The sequence below is a fragment of the Streptomyces sp. TP-A0356 genome, assembly GCF_001417775.1.
GTDB lineage: Bacteria > Actinomycetota > Actinomycetes > Streptomycetales > Streptomycetaceae > Streptomyces.
The window spans coordinates 142,881-166,430 of record NZ_BBZJ01000013.1 but is presented as its reverse complement, the minus strand read 5'-3'; the positions used below and the strand labels follow the sequence as shown (position 1 = coordinate 166,430).

Here is a 23,550-nt window from a genome sequence, read left to right as displayed (position 1 = left end):
TCAGCCCCTGCGGCGGCGGGCCTGCCAGATCGCCGCGCCGCCCAGTGCGGCCACGGCGGCTGCGCCCGCCAGCACGCCCACCGACGGGCCGTGGTGCGGCCTGCTCGGTACCGGCGCCGGACTCCTCCGCTCCGCCACCTGCTCTCCGCACCCCTTCTCCGGATATCCCGCGATCGCGCAGAGCAGGGCGTTGGTGTCGTAGCGCAGCGGCCTGGCCACGGCCGCCAGGGCGTCCGCCGTCGTCGCGTCCCCGGATATGCGGGCGCAGGCGGTGCGCGGGGCCGGAGGGGTCTCGCCCGAGGGGGCGTCCGCCGCCGTACCGAAGTCGAGGACCAGCGCCACCCGCTTCTCGCCGGCCCGCGCGGGAGTCTTCGCGCAGATCGCGGCGAAGTCCGCCGTGCCGCGCGGCTGCGTGGCGTCCTTCGAGTCCGCGCTCACGGCGAACCGGAAGCCCTGGACGTCACCGTCGGCCGGGCGTGCGGTCGAGGGGCCCTGTGTGGCGTAGGTCCACGCGTGACCGTCGCGCTCCCAGAAGGACCAGTACCGGTAGCCGACGGCGTGCGCCTGGCCGGTGCCGCAGAGCACGAGCAGGGCCAGGAGCAGGGCGGTCGTGGCGCGGCGGATCACGGCTGCCGCTTCCTGTTGCGGCCGGACAGCAGGAAGCCGATGCCGATACCGGCGACCAGCCCGACGCCGATGATCCAGAACAAGCCGGGGCCGGACGAGGAGTCGGCCTTCCCGGCGGGCGCGTCGGCGTGCCCGGCCGCCTGCGGCGCCGGGCCCGTCGCGTTGAGCTCGGTGACCAGGTCCGTGCCGCCGAAGTGGTGCGGGTCCTCGCCCAGGGCGTGCGCGGCGAGGAGCAGTTGGGCGTACGCGGCCGGGCCGCTCTGCTTCGCCCACTGCGCGGAGTTCTTCTCCAGCCAGGCGTACGAAGTCTTCGCGGGCTGCGTCCAGCCCTGCGAGACGAGCGCGACGACCGCGTCCGCCGTGTTGCCGTAGTCGGGCGCCGGCGTGGCGCCGGGGAGCGCCGAGGTCAGGTGGTGGTCCCTGGCGAGGGCCTTGACCAGGTACCCGGCGCCGTTGCGCGCGGCCTGCTCGGGGCCGTCGGCCGTCCCGCAGGAGGCGGCCGTGCCGGTCGGCTTCACGGCCCCGCCCGCGAACCCCTTGCCGAGCGCGCCGACCACGGCCGCCGCCGTGGCGTCCGCGTTCGCCGCCAACTCGCCCTTCTTGTCCGGCTGGTAGGCGAACGCGCCGCCACCGTCCCGGTCGCACGGGATCGACAGCTTCAGCAGCGCGTCGTACGGCGACCCGCCGCCCTTGGACCTGACCTCCCCCGGCTTCTCGCCGACGGCCGCCAGCGCTCCCACCACCACGGACGTGGAGTTCGCGTCGCTCGCACCGCCCGGGGTGTAGCCCCAGCCGCCGTCCGCGTTCTGCACGGACTTCAGCCAGGTCACCGCCTTGCCCGTCTGTGCGTCGTGTCCGCCGAGCGCGGCCAGCGCCTGCACGGCCGCCGCCGTGTTGTTCGTGTCGACGGGTGTCCTCGCGTCGCACGCGGCCTTCGGGTTCGGGCGGTAGGGGGCGAACGCGCCGTCGGCGCACTGCTGTCCGGTCAGCCAGTCCACGGCCTTCGCGGCCGGCCGTACGCCGACCGTGTGCTGGGCGAGCAGGGCGAGCGACTGGCGCCAGACGCCGTCGTAGGTGGGGTCCGTGGTGCCGTACAGGCCGGAGGGGAGCGAGCGGGGGGCGGAGGGGGAGGGCCCGGCGGCGAGTGCGGCCGGGGCGGACCCGCCGCCGATCACGGCTATGGCGGCCAGTACCGCTGCGCTGCGGCGAACGATCATGATCGGCGGATGCCTCTCCCTGTTGGGGGCCGAGACGCACGAGCTCTGAGGCAACCGAGCGGCTTGGGCCCCGTGACCTCGACGGTGCCTGCCGTCGGCGGGCTGCCGACGGCATGAGCCGGTCATGTCCCGTGCGGGGCAGTCCGGCTCACCGCCCCGGCGGACGGCTCACGGTTGCGGGTCAGCGCCGGATTTGCACCGGCTTCCCCCCGTACGGGTGTGATGACGACCCGCACACTCTACCGGCCCGTACGAACGCACCCGAGAGCCGCCCGTGGGCCCCGGCCCGAGCGGCCTCACCCGCCGGTGAACTCGCCGTCGCCCAGGCGCACGGTCGGGCGGCCGAAGGGGAGGAAGAGGGTCCGGGAGGCGAGCAGCCAGGTGCCGTCCACCTTCCGGAAGACGTCCTCGTAGTGCCCCACCTGCGTCGGCGGCCCCGCCGGGACCATGCCTCCCGGGTAGCCGTCCACACGGTGGGTCGCGAAGTACGACGTGGCGGTGGCCGTCGTCGGGGAGGCCACCGTGACGAGGACGTTCGTCATCAGACGGCGCGAGAGCCGGTCGGCGGGGCGTGTGGCGAAGTACGTCCGCAGGGCGTCCCGGCCCTCGATCCGCCGCTCGCCCTCCGGCCACTCCCAGGTGCCGTCCTCGGTGAACAGCTCGGCCACGGAGGGCGGTTCGCCGAGGTCGAGGCGGTGGACGAAGTCGAGGACGAGGCGCTCGCAGGCGCGTTCGGCGAGGAGGTGCTCCAGGGGTTCCATGCCAGAAGGGTCCATGACACGGTGTCTCCAGCGGCGGCCGGGCGGGCAGGGCCGGCCCACGCCGTCACACCGCCACGTACGCGACCGGATCGCTCCCCGCCACCGCCTCCGCCCGGCCCAGCTTCACCAGACGGCGCAGATGGGCCTCGGCCTCCGCGACCGCGATGTGCCGTGAGCCGTAGGAGATCTGCTCCCAGGGCCGGTTCCACTCCATCCGCTCGGCGAGCCGCCAGGGCGTGAGCGGGGCGGTCAGCAGGGCCAGGAGCCCGGTCAGCCGGTCCTCGTGGTGCGCCAGCAACTGCCGTACGCGGCCCGGCGCGTCGGTGAACGTGTGCTGGTGTGCCGGGAGCACTTCGGCGGGCGCGAGACGGCCCACGCGCTCCAGGGAGTCGAGGTAGTCGCCGAGGGGGTCGGTGACAGTGACCTCGTCCGGGTCCTCGTACAGCCCGATGTGCGGGGTGATCTTCGGGAGCAGATGGTCGCCGGAGAAGAGACGGCCGTGGCCCGGCAGCCCGGCCGGATGCTCCTCCTCCAGGTGGAGGCAGACATGGCCGGGCGTGTGACCGGGGGTCCAGACGGCGCGCAGCCGTCGGCCCGGGAGGTCGAGGAGTTCACCGGGGACGATCTCGCGGTCGGGCAGCGCGGGGGACAGGCCCGGCAGGCTGCCGCGCCCGCGGGCGCGAGGGGCACGCAGCGGTGCGAGGTGTTCCTCGGGGGCGCCGGCCGCGGCCAGCTTGTCGGCCATGTAGGTGGACCAGCGCTCGGGGCGGGTCTCGCGGGTGCGTCGTACGATCGCGGTGTCCGCCGCGTGCAGGGCGATCCACGCACCGGAGGTCTCCCGGACCCGGCCGGACAGTCCATGGTGGTCGGGGTGGTGGTGGGTGACGACGACCCCGTGGATCTCCGCGGCCGACGTGCCGCAGGCCGCCAGCCCCTCGGTGAGGGCGTCCCAGGAGGCCGGGTCGTCCCACCCCGTGTCGACCAGGACCGGGCCGCGGTCGGTGTCGACGACGTACACCAGGGTGTACCCGAGGGGGTTGTCCGGAATCGGGACCCTGAGGGACCGTACGCCCCCGCCGTGATCGGCCGTTCGCGCCATGGGCTCCCCAATCGCCGTCCTCCGGCCCACTATAACTAGAACAGGTTTCGACGGTAGCCCCGGTCGACCTTCCCGTCCCCGCCCCGCCCGTGGACTCCGTCGACCGGAACTGGTATCAGTGGCGGTATCTGATGGACCGTCAGTGAGCGTGGGGGTCGTCGGAGACCGTCCCCCGAGGAGGCAGTCGGCCATGACCGAGCTCGTGGAACACGGACAGCTGTTCATCGGCGGGGAGTTGACCGACCCCCTGGGCAAGGACGTCATCGAGGTGGTCTCGCCGCACACCGAGGAGGTCATCGGGCGGGTGCCGCACGCCTCGCGGGAGGACGTCGACCGGGCCGTCGCCGCCGCCCGGCGCGCCTTCGACGAGGGACCCTGGCCGCGGACGACGCTCGAGGAGCGGATCGAGGTCGTCACCCGGATCAAGGACGCGATCGCCGGGCGCCACGAGGAGATCGCCCGGGTGATCTCCTCCGAGAACGGCTCCCCGTACTCCTGGAGCGTCCTGGCGCAGGCGCTCGGCGCGATGCTGGTGTGGGACGCGGCCCTCACGGTCGCGCGGAGCTTCGGCCACGAGGAGCGGCGCGACGGCATCCTCGGGAAGATCCTCGTGCGGCGCGAGCCCGTCGGGGTCGTGGCGGCCGTCGTGCCGTGGAACGTGCCGCAGTTCGTGGCCGCCGCCAAGCTCGCGCCCGCGCTGCTCACCGGCTGCACGGTCGTGCTCAAGCCGTCGCCCGAGTCTCCGCTGGACGCCTACATCCTCGGCGAGATCGCCCGCGAGGCCGGGCTGCCGGAGGGCGTGCTGTCGATCCTGCCCGCGGACCGCGAGGTGAGCGAGTACCTCGTCGGGCACCCCGGTGTGGACAAGGTGTCCTTCACCGGCTCGGTGGCGGCGGGGAAGCGGGTGATGGAGGTCGCGGCGCGGAACCTGACGCGCGTGACGCTGGAGCTGGGCGGCAAGTCGGCGGCGGTGGTGCTGCCGGACGCCGACGTCTCCCGGGCCGTGCAGGGGATCGTCCCGGCCGCCTGGATGAACAACGGCCAGGCCTGTGTGGCCCAGACCCGCATCCTCGTGCCGCGCTCGCGCTACGACGAGTTCGCCGACGCCTTCGCCGCCGCGGCGAGCGCCCTCGTGGTCGGCGACCCGCTGGACCCGGCGACCCAGGTCGGCCCGCTGGTGGCCAGGCGGCAGCAGCAGCGCAACCTCGACTACATCCGCATCGGCCAGGAGGAGGGCGCCAAGATCCTCACCGGCGGCGGGCGTCCGGCGGGGCTCGACCGCGGCTGGTACGTGGAACCGACCCTCTTCGGCGACGTCGACAACTCCATGAGGATCGCCCGCGAGGAGATCTTCGGGCCCGTCATCTGCCTGCTCCCCTACGGCGACGAGAGCGAGGCGGTGGAGATCGCGAACGACTCCGACTACGGGCTGAGCGGCAGCGTGTGGACGGCGGACGTCGAGCACGGCATCGAGGTCGCCCGCCGGGTGCGCACCGGCACGTACTCGGTGAACACCTTCAGCCTCGACATGCTCGGCCCCTTCGGCGGCTACAAGAACTCCGGTCTCGGGCGGGAGTTCGGGCCCGAGGGGTACGGCGAGTTCCTGGAGCACAAGATGATCCATCTGCCGGCCGGATACGGGGAGGCGTAGTCCATGGGCGACCGCTGGCACATCGAGGTCGACCGCTCGGTCTGCATCGGCTCCGCGCAGTGCGTCCACCGCGCCGCCGGCGCCTTCCGTCTGGACGCCGCCCGCCAGTCCCGCCCCGTGGAGCCGGACGCCGACGCGGGCGAGCGGATCCTGGAGGCGGCGGAGAACTGCCCGGTGGAAGCCATCGTGATCACGCTGATGGCGAGCGGGGAGCCGGTGTTCCCACCCGAGGGACAGTCCGAATAATCCTAAAAATCTTGTTTTGAGGGGTTCCATCGGCTAGTGGAAGGCATATCCTGATTAGTGCCTACGGGACGAGTGAGGCACTCAACCGGAGTCGCCGACTTTGGCGTGAAGCTCAGGTTTCCGCTGAGGCCGACATCGACGGTCGAGGACCAGAAGACTGGAAGATCGGAAGATCGAGAGATCGGAGGATCGAAAGATCTGAAGGTCACCCAAGCCCGTCTCGTAGGTCTTTCGTGTGCGCTCCCGAGCGCCGCCTGGCGAGGTCGCGGCGCCGTGCCCTAGTACCGGTCCCTCTCGCCCGGCCCCGTGAGGTCGATCAGTCGGCACACCGTCTCGATGTCGATCTTCACCTGGGCGATGGAGGCACGGCCGGACAGCCAGGTGATCAGGGCCGAGTGCCAGGTGTGCTCGATCACCCGGACCGCGGACAGCTGGTCCGGCGTCGGATCCTCCAGGCCCATCGCGTCCAGGATGATCGCCGTCGTCTGACGGGAGACCTGGTCCACCTCGGGGGAGACGCTGCGGTCCGCGAAGGTCAGCGCGCGGACCATGGCATCCGCCAGATGCGGCTCCCGCTGCAGCGCGCGGAAGGCGCGCATCAGGGTCTCCGCCACCCGCTCGGCCGCCGTCTCCCCGGTCGGCGGCTTCTTCCGGAGGGTGCCGTGCATGTGCTCCAACTGGTCCTGCATGGTGGCGACCAGCAGATGCACCTTCGAGGGGAAGTAGCGGTACAGCGTGCCGAGGGCCACCTGCGAGGACTCCGCGACCTCGCGCATCTGCACCGCGTCGAAACCGCCCCGGCTGGCCAACTGCGCGCTCGCGTGCAGGATGCGGCGGCGGCGCGCCTCCTGCCGCTCGGTGAGCGGAGGTGAGGCCGGCTGCGCGGCCGGTCGCGCGGTACTGGCTGGCACCTTGGCTTCCGCAGGCATGGATCCCGTTCCGTGACAGTCGGTGAGGGCGGGCGATCAGACAGCATGGCAGGGCGTCGGCCGTGGCGCGAATCACCTGATCCACTGCTCACAGTGCCCTTACCTGCCGGTAGATTCGGAGCCTCTTGAACGATCAAGTCTGTAACTTGTTCTAGATTACCGTCCCGGCGTAATCTCGCGGGAAATAGCAGGGGAGAAGGGGCCGAGAGTGACCGCTGAGGCCAGGGAGGCGGGTCCCCAGGAGGGCTCGGCCGCGGGCGGCGAACGCCCGCTGCGTATCGCGCTCCTCACGTACAAGGGAAACCCGTTCTGCGGCGGCCAGGGCGTGTACGTGCGGCATCTCTCGCGCGAGCTGGCCAGGCTCGGCCACCGGGTGGAGGTCATCGGCGCGCAGCCGTACCCCGTGCTCGACGAGGGCGCGGGCCTGGAGGGGCTGTCCCTCACCGAGTTGCCCAGCCTCGACCTGTACCGGCAGCCCGACCCCTTTCGCACCCCGAGGCGCGGCGAGTACCGGGACTGGATCGACGCGCTCGAAGTGGCGACGATGTGGACCGGCGGCTTCCCCGAGCCGCTGACGTTCTCGCTGCGGGCCCGCCGTCATCTCGCGGCCCGGCGCGGCGACTTCGACGTCGTGCACGACAACCAGACGCTCGGCTACGGCCTGTTGGGCGACCTGGGCGCGCCGCTGGTGACCACCGTCCATCACCCCATCACCGTGGACCGGCAGTTGGAGCTGGACGCGGCCGTGGGATGGCGGCGACGGGCGTCGGTACGGCGCTGGTACGCGTTCACCCGCATGCAGAAGCGGGTCGCACGCCGGCTGCCCTCGGTGCTCACCGTCTCCGGCACGTCCCGCCAGGAGATCGTGGACCACCTGGGCGTCTCCCGGGACCGCGTCCACGTCGTGCACATCGGCGCCGACACCGACCTCTTCTCGCCGGATCCCTCGGTGCCGCAGGTGTCCGGCCGGATCGTGACGACCTCCAGCGCGGACGTGCCGCTCAAGGGCCTCGTCTTCCTGGTCGAGGCGCTCGCCAAGGTGCGCACCGAGCACCCCGGAGCGCATCTCGTCGTGGTCGGCAGACGCGCCGAGGACGGGCCGGTCGCGCAGGCGATCCAGCGGTACGGGCTGGAGGGCGCCGTCGAGTTCGTGAAGGGCATCTCGGACGCGGAGCTGGTCGACCTGGTGCGCTCGGCCGAGGTGGCGTGCGTGCCGTCGCTGTACGAGGGCTTCTCGCTGCCGGCGGCCGAGGCGATGGCGACCGGTACGCCGCTCGTGGCCACGACCGGCGGTGCCATTCCGGAGGTCGCGGGGCCGGACGGCGATACGTGCCTGGCGGTACCGCCGGGCGACGCGGGTGCCCTGGCCGCCGGGCTGAGCCGGTTGCTGGGGGACCCGGAGCTGCGGGCACGGCTCGGCTCGGCCGGGCGGGAACGGGTGCTGCGCCACTTCACCTGGGCGAAGGCGGCCGAGGGCACGGTGGCGCGGTACCGCGAGGCGATCGCCGGCACCAAGGGCCCCGGTCCGCGCCGCTCGGCGGCGGGCCCCGACCGCTCCGCGCCCCGGTACCCCGGCCGCCCGGCCGCCGGGGAGGCCGTCTCCGCCGAAGAGGCAGTTGCCGCTGAAGAAGCAGTTGCCGCTGAAGAAGTAGTCGTACCCAACCGCGAAAGCAGGGCCACGTGCTGACCGTCGACTTCTCCCGGTTCCCGCTCGCCCCGGGCGACCGTGTCCTGGACCTCGGCTGCGGTGCCGGACGGCACGCGTTCGAGTGCTACCGGCGCGGCGCGCAGGTCGTGGCCCTCGACCGGAACGGAGAGGAGATCCGCGAGGTCGCCAGGTGGTTCGCGGCGATGAAGGAGGCGGGCGAGGCCCCCGCCGGAGCCACCGCGACCGCCATGGAGGGGGACGCCCTCGCGCTCCCCTTCCCCGACGAGTCCTTCGACGTCGTGATCATCTCCGAGGTCATGGAGCACATCCCGGACGACAAGGGCGTCCTCGCCGAGACGGTCCGGGTGCTCAAGCCGGGCGGGCGCATCGCCATCACCGTCCCGCGCCACGGCCCCGAGAAGGTCTGCTGGGCCCTGTCCGACGCCTACCACGAGGTCGAGGGCGGCCACATCCGCATCTACAAGGCGGACGAACTCCTCGCCAGGATCCGGGAGGCGGGGCTGGAGCCGTACGGCACGCACCACGCGCACGCGCTGCACTCGCCGTACTGGTGGCTGAAGTGCGCGTTCGGCGTCGACAACGACAAGGCGCTGCCGGTGCGCGCGTACCACAGGCTGCTGGTCTGGGACATCATGAAGAAGCCGCTCGCCACCCGGATCGCCGAACAGGCGCTGAACCCGCTGATCGGCAAGAGCTTCGTGGCGTACGCGACCAAGCCGCACCTGCCGAAGCTGTCCGGGGCTTCCGAGGCGGCCGCCAAGTGACGACCCCCCGGACGGAACACCTCGTCCTGCCCGGGGTCCTCACCGCGGAGGAGGCCGCCGCCACCGTCGGCGGGATCCTCGCCGTACAGCGTGAGGACGGCGCCATCCCGTGGTTCCGCGGGCACCACCTCGACCCGTGGGACCACGTCGAGGCGGCCATGGCGCTCGACGCCGCCGGGGAGCACACGGCGGCCGAGCGGGCCTACGACTGGCTGGCCCGGCACCAGAACCCGGACGGGTCGTGGTACGCGGCGTACGCCGACGGCGACCCGCAGCAGGTCACCGACCGCGGCCGTGAGACGAACTTCGTCGCGTACGTGGCCGTCGGCGTCTGGCACCACTACCTCGCGACCGGCGACGACACGTTCCTGGACCGGATGTGGCCGACGGTGTACGCGGCCGTGGAGTTCGTGCTGCGGCTGCAGCAGCCCGGCGGGCAGATCGGCTGGAAGCGCGAGGACGACGGCACGGCCACGGCGGACGCGCTGGTGACCGGCTGTTCCTCGATCCACCACGCGCTGCGCTGTGCCCTGGCGATCGCCGAACAGCGCGAAGAGCCCCAGCCGGACTGGGAACTGGCGGTGGGCGCGCTGCGGCACGCGATACGCCGGCACCCGGAGCGATTCCTGGACAAGGACCGCTACTCGATGGACTGGTACTACCCGGTCCTCGGGGGTGCGCTGACGGGCACGGAGGCGAAGGAGCGCATCGAGGCGGACTGGGACCGCTTCGTGGTCCCCGGCCTCGGCGTGCGCTGCGTCGTCCCCAACCCGTGGGTGACCGGGGGCGAGTCGGCCGAACTCGCCCTGGCGCTCTGGGCGATGGGCGAGTCCGACCGGGCCCTGGAGATACTCCAGTCCATCCAGCACCTGCGGGACCCGAAGACGGGCCTGTACTGGACGGGCTACGTCTTCGAGGACGGGGCGATCTGGCCGGAGGAACTCACCACCTGGACGGCGGGCTCGCTCCTCCTGGCCGTGGCCGCACTCGGCGGCGACGAGCCGACGTGCGCGGTCTTCGGCGGCGAACGCCTGCCCAGGGGCCTGGACCCGGACTGCTGCGCCCAGGGCGCTTCCGGGCCCTAGGTCCCTTGGGCCGTGTCGGACACCACCCGGCGGCTCAGTGCCGGTGGATCCGGTTGGCGATGGCGTGGCCCACGAAGAGGTAGACCACGGCGGCCAGACCGTAACCGGCGACCACCCGTGCCCACGCCTTGTCGAAGGTGAACAGGTCGTAGGACCAGCTGGCGAGCCAGTTGGCCGCGTCATGCACGAACTGCACCAGCTGGTTGGCACGGTTCGCGTCCAGGACGTACATCAGGATCCACAGGCCCAGGATGAAGGCCATGACGTCGGCGACGATCGCTATGACCGTGCCGGCCTGATTGGCACCATTGCGATATCGAGGGGACATGCCCTTCGGATTGCCCCTCGTCCCCGGCTGAAACCCGTACGGGCACGGCGCGTCCCGCGCAGCACACGGTGTCACCCGAACGGCCCCAGCGGGGCGGCGCGGCCGGACGGGACGGGCGAGGCTGCCGGTAGCGCCGTGTCCTCCCGGCCCCGGGAGGACCGTTCCGTTCCCTTCCCCAAGGCCCGGAGGACCCCGTGCCCGCAGCCATACGAACCCTCGCCGTGGCACTCGCCCTGTGCTCCACCCTGTTCGTCGGCGCCGCCGCCTGCGGTGGTGGCAGTACCGCACAGGAGGCCGCCGCCTACATCGCGGTGGCCACGCCCTCCCCGACCACCCCGGTGGAGCGGCAGAAGTTCGCCAAGACCCGTTTCGTGACCAACGCGGGCCTCGCGGCCGGGGCGACGTACGAGTGGATCGTGAAACCGTGGAAGGCCGGCGCCTTCAGGAAGGGCGCCCACGGGCGGACGGCCGCCCTCGTCAAGGCGGGCCTCGCGGGCACCTTCGCCTACCACCGCCTCAAGGCCGCCCAGCGCAACGCCCAGGGCGACCCGAAGCTGTCCAGGGCCCTCGCCCCGCTCACCTCGGGAATCGACGCGCTCAAGGGCCTGCCGGCCAGGCTCCGCAAGGGCGACGACTCCGCCGTGCGCTCCTTCGACGACGTCATCGGCAAGGTGAAGGACGCGGGCAGGAGCGCGGGCGCCCCGTTCGGCAACCAGGTCCCCTCGGCCGCCCAGCTCGCCCGGGGCTGACCCGGACCGGACGCGACCACCGGGGGTGCCGCGTCGCGGCGCGGCACCCCTACGCGTTCAGCTCCGCCAGCACCCGTAGCGTGTGCGGATCCGGCGCCAGGGCAAGCAGATCCGTCACCGGACCCTTGCGCCACAACTCCAGTCGCTCCGCGATGCGTTCACGCGGCCCGACGAGCGAGATCTCGTCGGCGAAGGCGTCGGGCACGGCCAGCACCGCCTCCTGGCGCCGGCCCTCCAGGAACAGCCGCTGGATCCGGCGCGCCTCCTCCTCGTACCCCATGCGCGCCATGAGGTCGGCGTGGAAGTTCCTCCCGCCCGTCGCCCGGCCACCACCCCTGACGGAGCGCTCCGCGCCCCCCTGCATCGGCCCCATCCCGCCGATGTAGAAGCCGAGCATCGCCTTCACCGGCAGCAGCCCTTCGCTCACGTCGGCGCAGACCTTCACCCGGGCCATCGGGGCGACCAGGAAGCCGTCACGCAGCTCGCCCGGCGACACCCCGTACACCTCGGGACGGGCCGGCGACCAGTACAGCGGAAGCCAGCCGTCCGCGATCCGGGTCGTCTGCGCCACGTTCTTCGGTCCCTCGGCACCGAGCAGGACCGGCAGATCGGCGCGCAGGGGGTGCGTGATCGGCTTGAGCGCCTTGCCCAGCCCGCTGCCGTCCGGACCCCGGTACGGCAGGGGGTGGAAGCGCCCGTCCAGCGCGACCGGGGCCGCACGCCGCAGCACCTGCCGTACGACGTCGACGTACTCCCGGGTCGCGGTCAGCGGTGACGCGGGGAACGGACGCCCGTACCAGCCCTCGACGACCTGCGGGCCCGACAGCCCGAGGCCGAGCATCATGCGTCCGCCGGAGAGGTGGTCGAGGGTGAGCGCGTGCATCGCCGTGGTGGTGGGCGAGCGGGCGGCCATCTGGGCGACCGCCGTGCCCAGCCCGATCCTGGTCGTCCGGGCGGCGATCCAGGTCAGCGGGGTGAAGGCGTCCGAGCCCCAGGACTCGGCGGTCCACACGGAGGCGTAGCCGAGCCGTTCGGCCTCCCGCGCCAGCGTGACATGGTCCGCGGCGGGGTCACGGCCCCAGTAGCCGAGCGCGAGTCCGAGCCGCATGCCGCCTCCAGCCGCCGGTCGGGGTTCCTTTGGAGCTGACGGTCCGTCAGGTTGTCCTCGGGGATGTGACTGTACGGCAACGGCCCCCCGCCCGGAAGGGCGAGGGGCCGTGCGGGAAGGGTCAGCCGCGCTGGATGCCCGTGGTGTCCTGCAGCACGCCGCGGCGGCCGTCCTGCGTCTGCGCCACCAGGCCCGGACCCCGCTGCTCGACCGCCAAGTACCAGGTGCCGGGCGCCAGTTCGGCGACCGGCGTGGGCGAGCCGTCCTCCGCGTACAGCGGACGCGGCACCGGCACGGCGAACCAGAACGGCGAGAAGTCCGCTGCCGGGGCCTGCGGCTGCGCCCCGAACGGCTGCCCCTGCTGCGGCTGAACGCCGTACGGCGGCTGCTGCGCGCCCGGGTAGCCGTAAGCCCCCTGCGGCTGCGCGCCGTAGGGCTGGGGGGCGGCGGGCTTGGGCGCGGGGACGAGGGCGGCCTGGAGGGCCGGCACGAGGGGGGTGGCGATGGCCGCGCCGGCGAGGACCAGGGCGGCGAGGAAGCCGAGGATGAGACCGGATCCGGCGTCGAGTCCGGTCGGCACGCCCAGCAGGAACCAGAGCAGGATCCACGCGACGAGGATCGTGAACGCCGTGCCGACCGCGCCCAGTTCCAGGCCGGCGACCTTGCGCGGCTGGGGCAGGCAGCGGCTGATGACGATCAGAGCGGCACCGACGACCCCACCCATGTAGAGGCCGAGGCCCTCGCCCAGGTTCTCCCAGGCGTTCGGGGCGCCGCTGTAGCCCGCGGCGGAGTAGAAGTCGAGGAACGACGCGATGAACAGCAGTACCGCTGCTCCGATCACCACGCCGTCGCCCCTAGTGAGGGAGCGGATGTTCACTTCGGGTCCTTCGTCTGTCGTCTCGTCGTCGGTGGAGGCGTCGCTGTCACCATGTCGCCCTCGGGCCGCGGTGTGAAGCGCGGGAGGCCCTTTATCGTACGGACGACACTATCGTCCGCCCGGCCTGGGTGTCCGCCGGGTTGGGACCGGTGATCGCTACCCGTGCAGGAAACTCACGATTCCCTCGGAGATTCCCTGCGCCGCCTTCTGCCGCCACGTCTCGCTGGTCAACAGTGCCGCGTCCTTGCCATCGCGCATGTTGCCGCACTCGATGAAGACCTTCGGAACCGTTGACAGATTGAGACCGCCGAGATCGTTCCGTACCACGAGACCGGTGCCGTCGCCCACGTAGTTGGCGGGCGCGCTCCCGGTGACGCGGACGAAGCTGCCCGCGACCCGTTCGCCGAGATCGCGCGAGGTGGCCACGATCGGACGGGTGTCCGCGGCGCCCTGGTGCACCGAGGCCGGAAGGATCACATGGAAGCCGCGGTCGCCGGGGTTCGCGCCGTCCGCGTGGACGGAGATCGCCGCGTCCGCGTGCGCGTCGTTGCCGATCCGCGCCCGTTCGTCCACGCACGGACCCCACGGGCGGTCCCCGTCCTGGGTGAACTTCACGGTGGCACCCTGCTGCTGGAGGATCGCGCGCAGCCGGCGCGCCACGTCCAGCGTGAACCGGGCCTCCGTGTAGCCGGAGTCGGTGGACGTGCCGGTGGTGTCGCACTCCTTCCAGTTCGTCCCGATGTTCACCTTGCGGTTGATCTCGGTGGGGTGCTGGACGTTGCCGGGGTTGTGCCCGGGGTCGACGAGGACGACCTTGCCCCGCAGCGACCCGGAGGCAGCGGAGGCGGCGGAGGCGGCGGTCGGCGTCGGCATGGGGGAGGCGGCCGGCCGCCTGCCGTCGTCCGTGGCGGAGCCCGTGGCCGTGGCGGGCGGCGAGGAACTCGTGGCGGGCGGCGCGCCCAAGGACCGTCCGCCGCCGGTGTCGGCAACCGCCTCGTAGACCAGCCAGCCGACGAGCGCGGCCGGGACCAGCGCGGCGACCGCCACCGTCAGCGCTCCGCGCCGGGGGCGGCTCGGCCGGGGAGGTTCGAAGTCGGGACCCACGTACGACATGACTGCGACCTTAACCGCGCGGTCCGCTCCCCGCCCGCGTTCGCCTCAGGACGCGCAGCGAGTCGGTCACCGAGACCTCCGTGAACGCGCCGGACTCCAGCGCCCTGAGGTACACGCGGTACGGGGCCTGGCCGGTGAACTCGTCCTCGGGCTCCGGGAAGACGTCGTGGATGACGAGCAGCCCGCCCTCCGCCACATGGGTGGCCCAGCCCTCGTAGTCGGCGTTCGCGTGTTCGTCCGTGTGGCCGCCGTCGATGAACACGAGGCCGAGCGGGGTGTTCCAGACCCCGGCCACCTGCGGCGAACGGCCCACGAGCGCGACCACGTGGTCCTCCAGGCCCGCCTGGTACAGCGTGCGGCGGAACGTGGGCAGCGTGTCCATCAGACCGGTCTCGGGGTCGACCGTCTGCGGATCGTGGTAGTCCCAGCCCGGCTGCTGCTCCTCGCTGCCGCGGTGGTGGTCGACCGTGAGCGCGGTGACCCCGGCCGCCCGGGCCGCGTGCGCGAGCAGGATCGTGGAGCGCCCGCAGTAGGTCCCGACCTCCAGCAGCGGCAGCCCGAGCCGTCCCGCCTCGACCGCGGCCCCGTACAGCGCGAGGCCCTCCCGGAGCGGCATGAACCCCTTCGCGGCCTCGAACGCGGCCAGGATCCCGGACGGGGGAGCGGCCGGGAGCTCGGGGGAGGGTGCCACGGGCATGGGGGTCCTTTCGGAGCTCTGGGTGCGGGCAGGCGCCGTACGGCCGGGAAGGCGTCGCAGGGCCCTGCGGACGCCCCATGCTGCCGTACCCCCTGCCGGTGGAGCGACAGGGGGTACGGGTGGTGTGGATCTCAGGCGGGGACCGTCTCGCCCGGCAGGGCGAGGTCCAGATCGACCGGCCGGTCGTCGCCCGAGTGGCTGGCGGAGGACGCGAGCGGGGCGTGGCCCGCGGCCCTCGCTGCCACGACGTAGGGCCCCTCCGCCGGTACGGCCAGTGTGTAGCTGCCGTCCTCCGCGGAGAGCGTGGCGCCCGCCTGCCGACCCCGGCGGTCGATCAGGGTGACCTTGGCGCGGGCGACCGGGGCGCCCTCGGCGTCCAGGACCCGGCCGCGGAAGGCGCGGAGCACCGCCTCGGCGGCCTCCAGGCCGGCGTCCTCCTCGCTGCTCGCGCGCAGCTGCGGCTTGGCCGACGGGCGCTGCCGGGGCAGGAACACGGCGAGCAGCAGGCCGAGCGCCACCGCCGCCGTCGCGATCAGGAAGGAGACGCGGAAGCCGTGCATCGTCGGGATCGCGAGGCCGTTGACATGGTGCGCGGTGTTGGCCAGCACCATGCCGATGACGGCACTGGAGACCGAGGTGCCGATCGAGCGCATCAGGGTGTTGAGACCGTTGGCCGCGCCCGTCTCGGAGGCCGGGACCGCGCCGACGATCAGCGCGGGCAGCGAGGAGTAGGCGAGACCGATGCCCGCGCCCAGGACCACCGAGGTGACCACGGTCCCCCAGGGGGCGTCCATCAGGCCGAGGCCGCCGCCGTAGCCGACGGCGATGACCAGCAGGCCGATGATCAGGGTCACCTTGGGGCCGTACCTGGCGGACAGCCGGGCGTAGACCGGCGCGGTGAACATCATCGTCAGGCCCAGCGGCGCCACGCACAGGCCCGCGACCACCATCGACTGGCCGAGGCCGTAGCCGGTGGCCTTCGGCAGCTGCAGCAGCTGCGGCAGGACGAGGGAGACGACGTAGAACGAGACGCCGACCATGATCGAGGCGAGGTTGGTGAGCAGCACCTCGCGGCGGGCGGTGGTGCGCAGGTCCACGAGCGGGGCGCTCACGCGCAGCTCCAGCAGGCCCCACAGGGCCAGCACCAGGACGGACGCGCCGAACATGCCGAGCGTGGTGCCGGAGGCCCAGCCCCAGTCGCTGCCCTTGGTGACCGGCAGCAGGAGCAGCACCAGACCGGCGGACAGGCCGAGTGCGCCGAGCAGGTCGAAGGAGCCCTCGGCGCGCGCCGGGGACTCCGGCACGACGAGGAGGGTGAGCACGATCGAGACGACGCCGAGTCCGGCGGCGCCGAAGAACAAGGTGTGCCAGTCGGCGTGCTGCGCGACCAGGGCCGCGGCGGGCAGCGCGAGTCCGCCGCCGACGCCGATCGAGGAGCTCATCAGGGCCATCGCCGAGCCGAGCCGCTCGCGGGGCAGCATGTCGCGCATCAGGCCGATGCCGAGCGGGATGGCACCCATGGCGAAGCCCTGGAGCGTACGCCCGACGATCACCGGCAGCACGGTGCTGGTGAGGCCGCTGACGAGGGCACCGACGACCATGACGGCGAGGCTGGCGAGCAGCATCCGCCGCTTGCCGTAGAGGTCGCCGAGGCGGCCCATGATCGGCGTGGCCACGGCACCCGAGAGCAGGGTGGAGGTCAGCACCCAGGTGGCGTTGCTGGGCGCGGTGCTCAGCAACTGGGGCAGATCCTTGATGACCGGGACCAGCAGGGTCTGCATCACCGCGACAACGATGCCCGCGAAGGCGAGCACCGGCACGAGCGCGCCGGACGGCCTTCGGGCGGGCTGGTCGGTCGTCGTGTGCGTCATTACGTGAGGCCTCCAGGCCGGAAGGGAAGAAGTGCGGGAGGGATCGTTCGCGAAGATCCGTGCGGGATACGCGCTGGTCAACCTCGTATGCACGGGCAACTATTCCGATGCTTCGGCGTACTAACGAATCCTTGACCGTCCCATGGGGATCTGATCTCCCGTCAGCCCGGCTCTCCGGCTGGAACGCGTTCTACAGCCACCCCTGCTGCCGGGCCTCCCGCATCGCCTCCATGCGGTTGCGGGTGCCCGTCTTGCCGATGGCGGAGGAGAGGTAGTTGCGGACCGTGGACTCGGAGAGATGGAGCCGGGCCGCGACGTCGGCGACCGTCGCCCCGTCCGCGGAGGCCTTCAGGACGTCGCACTCGCGCGAGGTCAGCGGGTTGGGACCGGCGCTGAGGGCCGCCGTGGCCAGCGCCGGGTCGACGACCGTCTCGCCGCTGAGCACCCGCCGGATCGCGGCGGCCAGTTCCTCCACCGGCCCGTCCTTGACCAGGAAGCCTGCCGCGCCCGCCTCCATGGCGCGACGCAGATAGCCGGGCCGGCCGAAGGTGGTGAGGATCAACACCCTGCACTCCGGGGCCCGCTCACGCAGCACGGCCGCCGCGTCCAGACCGCTCATGCCCGGCAGTTCGATGTCCAGCAGGGCCACGTCCGGGCGGTGCGCCCCTACGGCCTCCAGGATCGCGTCGCCCGCCGAGACCTGTGCGACGACCTCGATGTCCTCCTCCATGCCGAGCAGCAGGGCGAGGGCGCCACGCATCATGCCCTGGTCCTCGGCGAGCAGAACCCTGATGTGCTGCGCGGACCGGTGACCGGGAGGCGTCTCTTCCACGGGGGCAAGCGTACGGGGCGTCCGCGCGGCCGTGACGGGAGTGCGGCCCGGCGCCGACCGGGCAACGGGCCCATGGCGGAAGGAAATCAAAGAGTCGTCCTTGTTGCGCTCCGCGAGTCTTGACGGTCGCTGGTGGCGGGCAAACAATCGGCTCGGCATTCCGTGATCTCCTTGGTAATTCCTGTGCCAGGCCAAGTCCCGTAAATGTTCGGAATTTCGACCGGGAACAGGGTCGGTATGTCGATCGAACAACGTCCGGTATTTCGGACAGTCGCCCGCACCGCCCTACCAGGAACGGAAGAGGTGCACCGTGTACCCAAGACTCCTGCCCGCACGGCCGCAGCGCCCGCACAGAGCGGTCCTGTCCGCGCTGTCGGCGGTCCTGACCGTACTCGCACTCGTGCTCGGCTTCTCGGCCGGCGCCGGCGCGCCCGAGGCCGCCGCCGCGGGATCGCTCCCCTGTGACATCTACGCCGCCGCCGGCACGCCCTGCGTCGCCGCCCACAGTCTCGCCAGGGCGCTCTACTCGTCGTACAACGGGCCGCTCTACCAGGTCCAGCGCGCCTCGGACAGCGCCACCGCCAACGTCGGCCTGCCGGCGGCCGGCGGGTACGCCGACGCGGCGGCCCAGGACTCCTTCTGCTCCGGCACGACCTGCATCATCACCCGGATCTACGACCAGTCGTCCCGCCACAACGACCTCACCGTCGAGGGGGCCGGCGGAGCCGGCGCGGCCGATGTCGGCGCGCCCGCGGACGCGCTGCCGGTGACCGTGGGCGGACACCAGGTCTATGGCCTGGAGATCTCCGCCGGGATGGGCTACCGCAACAACGCGACCTCGGGCGTCGCGGTCAACGGGCAGGCCGAGGGGATGTACATGGTGACCTCCGGCACCCATGTCAACGGCAGGTGCTGCTTCGACTACGGCAACGCCGAGACCAACAACAAGGACACCGGCAACGGCCACATGGACGCGATCAACTTCGGCACCGAGTGCTGGTTCTCGCCGTGCTACGGCCAGGGTCCCTGGGTCCAGGCCGACCTGGAGAACGGCCTGTTCCAGTCGGATTCCGGCTACAGCAAGAACACGTCGAACACCGGCACGGGACCGCTGCCGTTCGTGACCGCGCTGCTGAAGAACAACGGGCAGAACCATTTCGCGCTGAAATACGGGAATGCGCAATCCGGCGCGCTCACCACCACCTATTCCGGCCCCGAACCCACCGTCAACGGCGGCGGCTACTCACCGATGCACCAGGAGGGCGCGATCGTCCTGGGAACCGGCGGCGACAACAGCAACGGCTCCATCGGGTCCTTCTTCGAGGGCGTGATGACCTCGGGCATCCCGACGGACGCGGCCGACAGCTCCGTACAGGCGAACATCGTCTCCGTCGGCTACGGCGGCTCCACCGGCTCCACCGGCTCGGGGACCCCGGGTGCGGAGATCTCGCTGCGCGCGACGACCTCGTGCTGCACCACCGACTACATCCGCCACCAGAACGACGCGGCGGTCATCTCCCCGGTGACATCGAGCAGTTCGAGCCTCGACAAGAACGACGCCACCTGGATCGTCCGCCGGGGCCTGGCGAGCAGCTCCTGCGTCTCCTTCGAGTCGAGGAACTACCCGGGCGACTTCCTGCGCCACTACAACTTCCGGCTCTACCGCCAGCCCATGGACGGCACCGCGCAGTTCAGAGCCGACGCCACGTTCTGCCCGGGAACCGGCAAGAGCGGTACGGGGACGTCGTTCGCGTCGTACAACTACCCGAGCAGATACCTCCGCCACTACAACTCGAACGTCTACATCGCCAGTGACGGCGGCTCGAACACCTGGGACAGCGCCACGTCGTGGACGGACGACGTGAGCTGGGTGGTCAGTCAGCCGTGGGCGCCGTAGTCGCCGCGGCGCGCGGGGCCCAGGGCGGCTGACCGGCCGGTTCGGACTCCACCGGGAGTTCGGCGGTGACCGTGAAGCCGCCGCGCGGCGACGGGCCGGCCCGCAGCGAGCCGCCCGCCGCCGCGAGCCGTTCGGTCAGGCCCTTCAGACCGGTCCCGCCGATGCCCGCCGGGGGCGGTGTGGAGGGCTCGCCGTCGCCGTTGTCGGCGATCGTCAGCCGGACGCGTTCGGCGGTGCCGTGGACGGTGATCTCGCAGCGGGTCGCGCCGCTGTGCCGTACGGCGTTGGTCACCGCCTCCCGCACCACCCAGCCGAGCAGGGCTTCGGTCTGGGGCACCAAGGGGGAGCCCGACCGGTGCACCACCGGTTCGATGCCGGCGGCGGTCAGCGCCGAGCGGGCACGGTCAAGTTCCGTCGTCAGGCTGCCTTCGCGGTAGCCGGTCACCGCCTCGCGGATCTCGGTGAGCGCCTGGCGGCCCACGGACTCGATGTCCGTCACCTGCACCATCGCCGCCTCCAGGTCACGGGGGGCCAGCCGGCGCGCCGCCTCCGACTTCACGACGATCACCGAGAGGGTGTGGCCGAGCAGGTCGTGCAGATCGCGCGAGAAGCGCAGACGTTCCTCCTCCACCGCACGCCGGGCCAGCTCCTCGCGGGCGGCGCGCAGTTCCCGTACGGCCTCGGAGAGGGACAGGATCGCGGCCGTCACCCAGGTCGAGATCCAGGTGGCATAGGCGATGTTGAGCCCGTTCCAGCCGTCCCGGACACCGGAGACCACGCCCGCGAGCACGGCCACGACCGTGCCCAGGTGGCGCAGGCGCGGCCCCCGCAGGACCGCGCCCGCCGCGAGGCCCAGCAGCGGGAAGAACAGCAGCCAGTTGCCGCCGTAGCCGATGGCGAGCCCGCAGGTCAGGGCCGTCATCAGGCCGAGCGCCACCCGCGTGGAGACGGCCACGCGCGCCTTCTTGTCGAAGGCGCGGAACACCACGTAGACGTACAGGGAGTTGAAGGCGAGCAGGCCCATCCCCCCGACCCACGGGTTCGGGGTCTTGCCCTGGAAGATGTTGGAGAAGGCACCCATGCCCATCAGCAGCCAGGGAAGCAGGGTGAAGCCGCTGGGCGGCGGGCCCGGATGCTCGTGAACCTTCCCGGCCTTCCGCGCGGCCCGGTACTCGGCCATGAGCCGAGCCCTGTTCTCCTTGTCGAGCCGCTGCTGCCTTCGCGCTTCACCGAGAGCCGACCGCCAGGTCCCCACGTGCCCGGCGGCCTTCCGCGACCACGACATGTTCCGGCTCCCCCCGTTCACGCGTTCCGCCCCGCCCGGCGGTACGACAGCACGGCGTACGAACCGAACACCCCCAGCCAGACCATGAGCACGAGGACCGCGCCGAGGGCCGGGAGGCGCCCGTCGGCGACCGCCGTGCCGAGCTCGGCGAAGCGGTATGTCGGCGTGTACGCGGACACCTCGCGCAGCCAGCCGGGGAAGAGGGTGGCCGGGAACCACAGGCCACCGAGCACCGCGAGCCCCAGGTTGCACACCATGTTCGTCACGCCCGTGGTCTGCGCGGTCAGCCGGTAGCCGTTGCCCAGGCCGAGCAGGGTGAAGGGGACCGAGCCCAGCCACAGCAGCAGCGCGATCGCCGCCCACTGCCAGACCGCCAGCCGTACGCCGTTGACCAGTCCGCCCGCCGCGAGCACCGCGACGATGGCGGGCAGCACCGTCACCGAACTGGTCAGCGCCCGGCCGGTGACGACCTGGCGCGGGGTCATCGGGGTCACCCTCAGCTGCCGCAGCCAGCCGATCGCCCGGTCCTCGGCGACCCCGCCGCCGGTGCTCAGCGCCGAGCCGACCGCGCCGTACGCGGCCATGCCCACCATCGAGGCCGTCCGCCAGGCGCCGTCGGCCGCACCGATGTTGGTGAAGAGCAGGTACATCATCACCGGCATCGCGACCCCGACGATCACGAAGCCGACGTCGCGCAGCGTCCGGCGTACCTCCAGCCACAGGTAGTCCAGCATCACACCGCCTCCGTCTGATGTGCCGTCAGAGCGAGGAACGCTTCGTCCAGCGACGCCGGGGTGACCTCCAGGCCGCGTATCGCGCCCAGACCCGCCAGGGCGACGACCGTCGCGTCGGAGTCGTCCGTGCGCAGCAGCGCCCGGCCCCCGCGCACCTCCACCGACCGCACCCCGGGCAGCAGGCCCAGCTCCTCCGTGCCCCGGCCGCCCAGATCGATGGAGACCAGGGTGCCGCCCGCCGCCTTCCTCAGCTGCTCGCCCGTGCCGTCGGCGACGACGCGGCCGCGGTCGAGGACGACGATCCGGTCCGCGTACGCGTCCGCCTCCTCCAGGTAGTGCGTGGAGAACAGGACGGTGTGACCGCGGTGGGCATACGTCCGCATCGAGTCCCAGAAGGCGTGCCGCGCCTCCACGTCCAGGGCCGCGGTCGGCTCGTCCAGCACGAGCAGCGAGGGGTTCCCGGCGAGCGCGACCGCGAACCGCACGCGCTGCGTCTGCCCGCCCGAGAGCCGGTCGACGCGCCGCCCGGCGAGGTCGGCGATCCCTGCCAGCTCCAGGGCCCGCGCGACGGGCAGCGGGTCCGGGTAGCGGCCGGCCACGAAGGAGACCAGTTCGCGAACGGTGACCCGGGGGACCGCCCGTGCCTCCTGCAGCATGGCGCCCACCCGGCCCGCGCGCACGGCGCGCTCCGGGGGCCCGCCGAAGAGCTCCACCGTGCCGTCGTCCGGCTCGTTCAGGCCGAGCAGCAGTGAGATCGCCGTGGACTTCCCGGCGCCGTTGCGGCCGAGCAGCGCGACCGTCTCCCCGGTCGCGATCCGCAGGTCGACGCCGTCGACGGCGCGTAGAGCGCCGTAGGTCTTGACCGCCCCCGTGAAGGACACCGCGGGCGGTGTCCCGGTCGTGTTCGTCATGACCCCGACGGTACGGAAAGTCGTGTGTCCGGCGGCAGATGGCGTTGTACGGACTCCGGCAGGACAAATGTCACGGTCGCGCCGAACTGACAGGGTGTCAGGAGCCTTCACAACCGAGGACCGCTGGGCTATACAGGGGACGCTGGACTGGAACGCGTTCTAGCTCGGCCACTGACGACCTCGGTGCGGCCGACGGTGCGGACGGCCGCACCGAGGTCTTGGACCTCTCAGGAGCCCCATGCCCATCGACGCAGCCAAGGCCCTCGCCGCCGAACCCCGGTCCGGCGAGATCACCTGGAACCGCAAGGACGTCCAGCTCTACCACCTCGGCATCGGCGCGGGCGTCCCGGCCACGGACCCCGACGAGCTGCGCTACACGCTGGAGTCCCGGCTGCACGTCCTGCCGAGCTTCGCCACGGTCGCGGGCGCGGGCTCCCCGGGCGTCATCGGCGGCCTGTCCATGCCCGGCGTGGACGTCGACCTCGCCCGCGTCCTGCACGGCGGCCAGACGCTGGAGATCCACCGTCCCATCCCCGCCGAGGGCAGGGCGCGGGCCACCTCCCGTATCGCCGCCGTGTACGACAAGGGCAAGGCCGCCGTCCTCGTCATGCGCACCGACGTCGCCGACGCCGACGGCCCGCTGTGGACCAGCGACGCCCAGATCTTCGTACGGGGAGAAGGCGGCTTCGGCGGCGACCGGGGCCCCTCCGCCCGCCTCGACGCGCCAACCGGCGAGCCCGACAAGGTGGTCGAGCGGACGATCCGCGAGGACCAGGCCCTTCTCTACCGCCTCTCCGGCGACTGGAACCCGCTGCACGCCGACCCCGAGTTCGCCGAGGTCGCCGGGTTCGAGCGGCCCATCCTGCACGGCCTGTGCACCTACGGGATGACGCTCAAGGCGGTCGTCGACACACTGCTCGACGGGGACGTGGCCCGCGTCCGCGTCTACTCCACACGCTTCGCCGGGGTCGTCTTCCCGGGCGAGACCCTGCGGATCCGCATGTGGCGGCGGGAGGGGGAGGTACGGGCGGCCGTGAGCGCGGTGGGGCGGGACGACGCGCCGGTCCTCGCCGACACGATCGTCGAACACTCCTGAGCCA

General features: G+C 72.3%; 23 protein-coding genes and 1 riboswitch. Of the genes, 8 read left to right on the top strand and 15 right to left on the bottom strand.

All coding sequences use genetic code 11. The features are described from left to right. From ASC56_RS04085 to ASC56_RS04070, 4 genes are all read right to left on the bottom strand, one after another. Entirely contained in the window at positions 1-627 is a 627-nt protein-coding gene (locus ASC56_RS04085) for an SCO2322 family protein (RefSeq protein ID WP_055489798.1), read from the bottom strand. Next, positions 624-1,844, bottom strand: a complete 1,221-nt coding sequence (locus tag ASC56_RS04080; protein ID WP_055489797.1) for a prenyltransferase/squalene oxidase repeat-containing protein — start codon at positions 1,842-1,844, stop codon at positions 624-626. Before ASC56_RS04080 ends, ASC56_RS04085 begins: the two co-directional genes overlap by 4 nt. A gap of 116 nt (positions 1,845-1,960) precedes the next feature. Continuing rightward, positions 1,961-2,095: riboswitch (cobalamin riboswitch) on the bottom strand. A gap of 45 nt (positions 2,096-2,140) precedes the next feature. Continuing rightward, complete coding sequence (locus ASC56_RS04075; protein ID WP_079102282.1) at positions 2,141-2,605, bottom strand: nuclear transport factor 2 family protein; 465 nt, start codon at positions 2,603-2,605, stop codon at positions 2,141-2,143. 64 nt (positions 2,606-2,669) lie between these two features. After that, entirely contained in the window at positions 2,670-3,704 is a 1,035-nt protein-coding gene (locus tag ASC56_RS04070) for an MBL fold metallo-hydrolase (RefSeq protein WP_055489795.1), read from the bottom strand. Between the two features lie 190 nt (positions 3,705-3,894). Between ASC56_RS04070 and ASC56_RS04065 the strand changes: the two genes are divergently transcribed. Further along, complete coding sequence (locus tag ASC56_RS04065; protein WP_055489794.1) at positions 3,895-5,355, top strand: aldehyde dehydrogenase; 1,461 nt, start codon at positions 3,895-3,897, stop codon at positions 5,353-5,355. Positions 5,356-5,358: 3 nt separating this feature from the next. After that, positions 5,359-5,601: a ferredoxin gene (locus ASC56_RS04060; RefSeq protein WP_055489793.1), complete on the top strand. Its 243-nt coding sequence runs from the start codon at positions 5,359-5,361 to the stop codon at positions 5,599-5,601. A 278-nt stretch (positions 5,602-5,879) separates the two neighbouring features. On the opposite strand, the gene ASC56_RS04055 is transcribed toward ASC56_RS04060, so the two are convergent. After that, positions 5,880-6,530 carry a TetR family transcriptional regulator gene (locus tag ASC56_RS04055; protein ID WP_055489792.1) on the bottom strand — a complete coding sequence of 217 codons (651 nt, stop codon included), beginning with the start codon at positions 6,528-6,530 and terminating at the stop codon, positions 5,880-5,882. 208 nt (positions 6,531-6,738) lie between these two features. Between ASC56_RS04055 and ASC56_RS04050 the strand changes: the two genes are divergently transcribed. From ASC56_RS04050 to ASC56_RS04040, 3 genes are read left to right on the top strand one after another with little or no spacing between them, the layout of a single operon-like run. Further along, a complete protein-coding gene (locus ASC56_RS04050; protein ID WP_055489791.1) occupies positions 6,739-8,217 on the top strand; it encodes a glycosyltransferase family 4 protein in 1,479 nt (492 codons plus the stop codon). Continuing rightward, the gene (locus tag ASC56_RS04045; RefSeq protein WP_055489790.1) at positions 8,211-8,963 is read left to right on the top strand and encodes a class I SAM-dependent methyltransferase; all 753 of its coding nucleotides are present in this window, start codon (positions 8,211-8,213) and stop codon (positions 8,961-8,963) included. Before ASC56_RS04050 ends, ASC56_RS04045 begins: the two co-directional genes overlap by 7 nt. Beyond that, positions 8,960-10,048, top strand: a complete 1,089-nt coding sequence (locus ASC56_RS04040) for a prenyltransferase/squalene oxidase repeat-containing protein (protein WP_055489789.1) — start codon at positions 8,960-8,962, stop codon at positions 10,046-10,048. The genes ASC56_RS04045 and ASC56_RS04040 overlap by 4 nt, the downstream gene beginning before the upstream one ends. Positions 10,049-10,082: 34 nt before the next feature. Here the strand turns inward: ASC56_RS04040 and ASC56_RS04035 are convergent, their stop codons facing one another. Then, the gene (locus tag ASC56_RS04035; RefSeq protein WP_055489788.1) at positions 10,083-10,376 is read right to left on the bottom strand and encodes a hypothetical protein; all 294 of its coding nucleotides are present in this window, start codon (positions 10,374-10,376) and stop codon (positions 10,083-10,085) included. Between the two features lie 194 nt (positions 10,377-10,570). Between ASC56_RS04035 and ASC56_RS04030 the strand changes: the two genes are divergently transcribed. Continuing rightward, positions 10,571-11,125, top strand: a complete 555-nt coding sequence (locus ASC56_RS04030) for a hypothetical protein (RefSeq protein WP_055489787.1) — start codon at positions 10,571-10,573, stop codon at positions 11,123-11,125. Positions 11,126-11,174: 49 nt separating this feature from the next. Here the strand turns inward: ASC56_RS04030 and ASC56_RS04025 are convergent, their stop codons facing one another. The 6 genes from ASC56_RS04025 to ASC56_RS04000 all read right to left on the bottom strand — a co-directional run bounded on the left by ASC56_RS04025 (position 11,175) and on the right by ASC56_RS04000 (position 17,623). Then, positions 11,175-12,233 carry an LLM class F420-dependent oxidoreductase gene (locus ASC56_RS04025; protein ID WP_055489786.1) on the bottom strand — a complete coding sequence of 353 codons (1,059 nt, stop codon included), beginning with the start codon at positions 12,231-12,233 and terminating at the stop codon, positions 11,175-11,177. A 121-nt stretch (positions 12,234-12,354) separates the two neighbouring features. Further along, positions 12,355-13,077, bottom strand: a complete 723-nt coding sequence (locus tag ASC56_RS04020; protein ID WP_055490153.1) for a hypothetical protein — start codon at positions 13,075-13,077, stop codon at positions 12,355-12,357. Between the two features lie 189 nt (positions 13,078-13,266). Further along, on the bottom strand, positions 13,267-14,223 hold the full coding sequence (locus ASC56_RS04015; protein ID WP_055489785.1) for an N-acetylmuramoyl-L-alanine amidase: 957 nt from the start codon (positions 14,221-14,223) through the stop codon (positions 13,267-13,269). Positions 14,224-14,233: 10 nt separating this feature from the next. Beyond that, positions 14,234-14,920, bottom strand: coding sequence for a class I SAM-dependent methyltransferase (locus ASC56_RS04010; protein WP_055489784.1), 687 nt, complete (start codon positions 14,918-14,920; stop codon positions 14,234-14,236). Positions 14,921-15,051: 131 nt separating this feature from the next. Further along, on the bottom strand, positions 15,052-16,791 hold the full coding sequence (locus ASC56_RS04005; RefSeq protein WP_055489783.1) for an MFS transporter: 1,740 nt from the start codon (positions 16,789-16,791) through the stop codon (positions 15,052-15,054). Positions 16,792-16,981: 190 nt separating this feature from the next. After that, the gene (locus tag ASC56_RS04000; RefSeq protein WP_055489782.1) at positions 16,982-17,623 is read right to left on the bottom strand and encodes a response regulator transcription factor; all 642 of its coding nucleotides are present in this window, start codon (positions 17,621-17,623) and stop codon (positions 16,982-16,984) included. A 310-nt stretch (positions 17,624-17,933) separates the two neighbouring features. Here ASC56_RS04000 and ASC56_RS03995 point away from each other — a divergent pair, with 310 nt between their 5' ends. Then, the gene (locus ASC56_RS03995) at positions 17,934-19,520 is read left to right on the top strand and encodes an alpha-L-arabinofuranosidase B (RefSeq protein WP_055489781.1); all 1,587 of its coding nucleotides are present in this window, start codon (positions 17,934-17,936) and stop codon (positions 19,518-19,520) included. Here the strand turns inward: ASC56_RS03995 and ASC56_RS03990 are convergent. From ASC56_RS03990 to ASC56_RS03980, 3 genes are read right to left on the bottom strand one after another with little or no spacing between them, the layout of a single operon-like run. Continuing rightward, complete coding sequence (locus ASC56_RS03990; protein ID WP_079102280.1) at positions 19,498-20,805, bottom strand: sensor histidine kinase; 1,308 nt, start codon at positions 20,803-20,805, stop codon at positions 19,498-19,500. The genes ASC56_RS03995 and ASC56_RS03990 overlap by 23 nt on opposite strands. A gap of 17 nt (positions 20,806-20,822) precedes the next feature. Next, positions 20,823-21,539 (bottom strand): ABC transporter permease, encoded by a 717-nt coding sequence (locus tag ASC56_RS03985; protein ID WP_055489779.1) that lies wholly within the window; start codon positions 21,537-21,539, stop codon positions 20,823-20,825. Further along, positions 21,539-22,450 (bottom strand): ABC transporter ATP-binding protein, encoded by a 912-nt coding sequence (locus ASC56_RS03980; RefSeq protein ID WP_055489778.1) that lies wholly within the window; start codon positions 22,448-22,450, stop codon positions 21,539-21,541. Before ASC56_RS03980 ends, ASC56_RS03985 begins: the two co-directional genes overlap by 1 nt. Positions 22,451-22,688: 238 nt before the next feature. On the opposite strand from ASC56_RS03980, the gene ASC56_RS03975 reads away from it, so the two are divergent. Then, positions 22,689-23,546 (top strand): MaoC/PaaZ C-terminal domain-containing protein, encoded by an 858-nt coding sequence (locus ASC56_RS03975; RefSeq protein WP_055489777.1) that lies wholly within the window; start codon positions 22,689-22,691, stop codon positions 23,544-23,546. The last annotated feature ends 4 nt before the right edge of the window (positions 23,547-23,550 follow it).

Bases quoted from the DNA above. Each gene is read 5' to 3' on its own strand.
- ASC56_RS04080 (WP_055489797.1), bottom strand. From the start codon at position 1,844: ATGATCGTTCGCCGCAGCGCAGCGGTACTGGCCGCCATAGCCGTGATC.
- ASC56_RS04075 (WP_079102282.1), bottom strand. From the start codon at position 2,605: ATGGAACCCCTGGAGCACCTCCTCGCCGAACGCGCCTGCGAGCGCCTC.
- ASC56_RS04070 (WP_055489795.1), bottom strand. From the start codon at position 3,704: ATGGCGCGAACGGCCGATCACGGCGGGGGCGTACGGTCCCTCAGGGTC.
- ASC56_RS04065 (WP_055489794.1), top strand. From the start codon at position 3,895: ATGACCGAGCTCGTGGAACACGGACAGCTGTTCATCGGCGGGGAGTTG.
- ASC56_RS04060 (WP_055489793.1), top strand. From the start codon at position 5,359: ATGGGCGACCGCTGGCACATCGAGGTCGACCGCTCGGTCTGCATCGGC.
- ASC56_RS04055 (WP_055489792.1), bottom strand. From the start codon at position 6,530: ATGCCTGCGGAAGCCAAGGTGCCAGCCAGTACCGCGCGACCGGCCGCG.
- ASC56_RS04035 (WP_055489788.1), bottom strand. From the start codon at position 10,376: ATGTCCCCTCGATATCGCAATGGTGCCAATCAGGCCGGCACGGTCATA.
- ASC56_RS04025 (WP_055489786.1), bottom strand. From the start codon at position 12,233: ATGCGGCTCGGACTCGCGCTCGGCTACTGGGGCCGTGACCCCGCCGCG.
- ASC56_RS04015 (WP_055489785.1), bottom strand. From the start codon at position 14,223: ATGTCGTACGTGGGTCCCGACTTCGAACCTCCCCGGCCGAGCCGCCCC.
- ASC56_RS04010 (WP_055489784.1), bottom strand. From the start codon at position 14,920: ATGCCCGTGGCACCCTCCCCCGAGCTCCCGGCCGCTCCCCCGTCCGGG.
- ASC56_RS04005 (WP_055489783.1), bottom strand. From the start codon at position 16,791: ATGACGCACACGACGACCGACCAGCCCGCCCGAAGGCCGTCCGGCGCG.
- ASC56_RS03990 (WP_079102280.1), bottom strand. From the start codon at position 20,805: ATGTCGTGGTCGCGGAAGGCCGCCGGGCACGTGGGGACCTGGCGGTCG.
- ASC56_RS03985 (WP_055489779.1), bottom strand. From the start codon at position 21,539: ATGCTGGACTACCTGTGGCTGGAGGTACGCCGGACGCTGCGCGACGTC.
- ASC56_RS03980 (WP_055489778.1), bottom strand. From the start codon at position 22,450: ATGACGAACACGACCGGGACACCGCCCGCGGTGTCCTTCACGGGGGCG.
- ASC56_RS03975 (WP_055489777.1), top strand. From the start codon at position 22,689: ATGCCCATCGACGCAGCCAAGGCCCTCGCCGCCGAACCCCGGTCCGGC.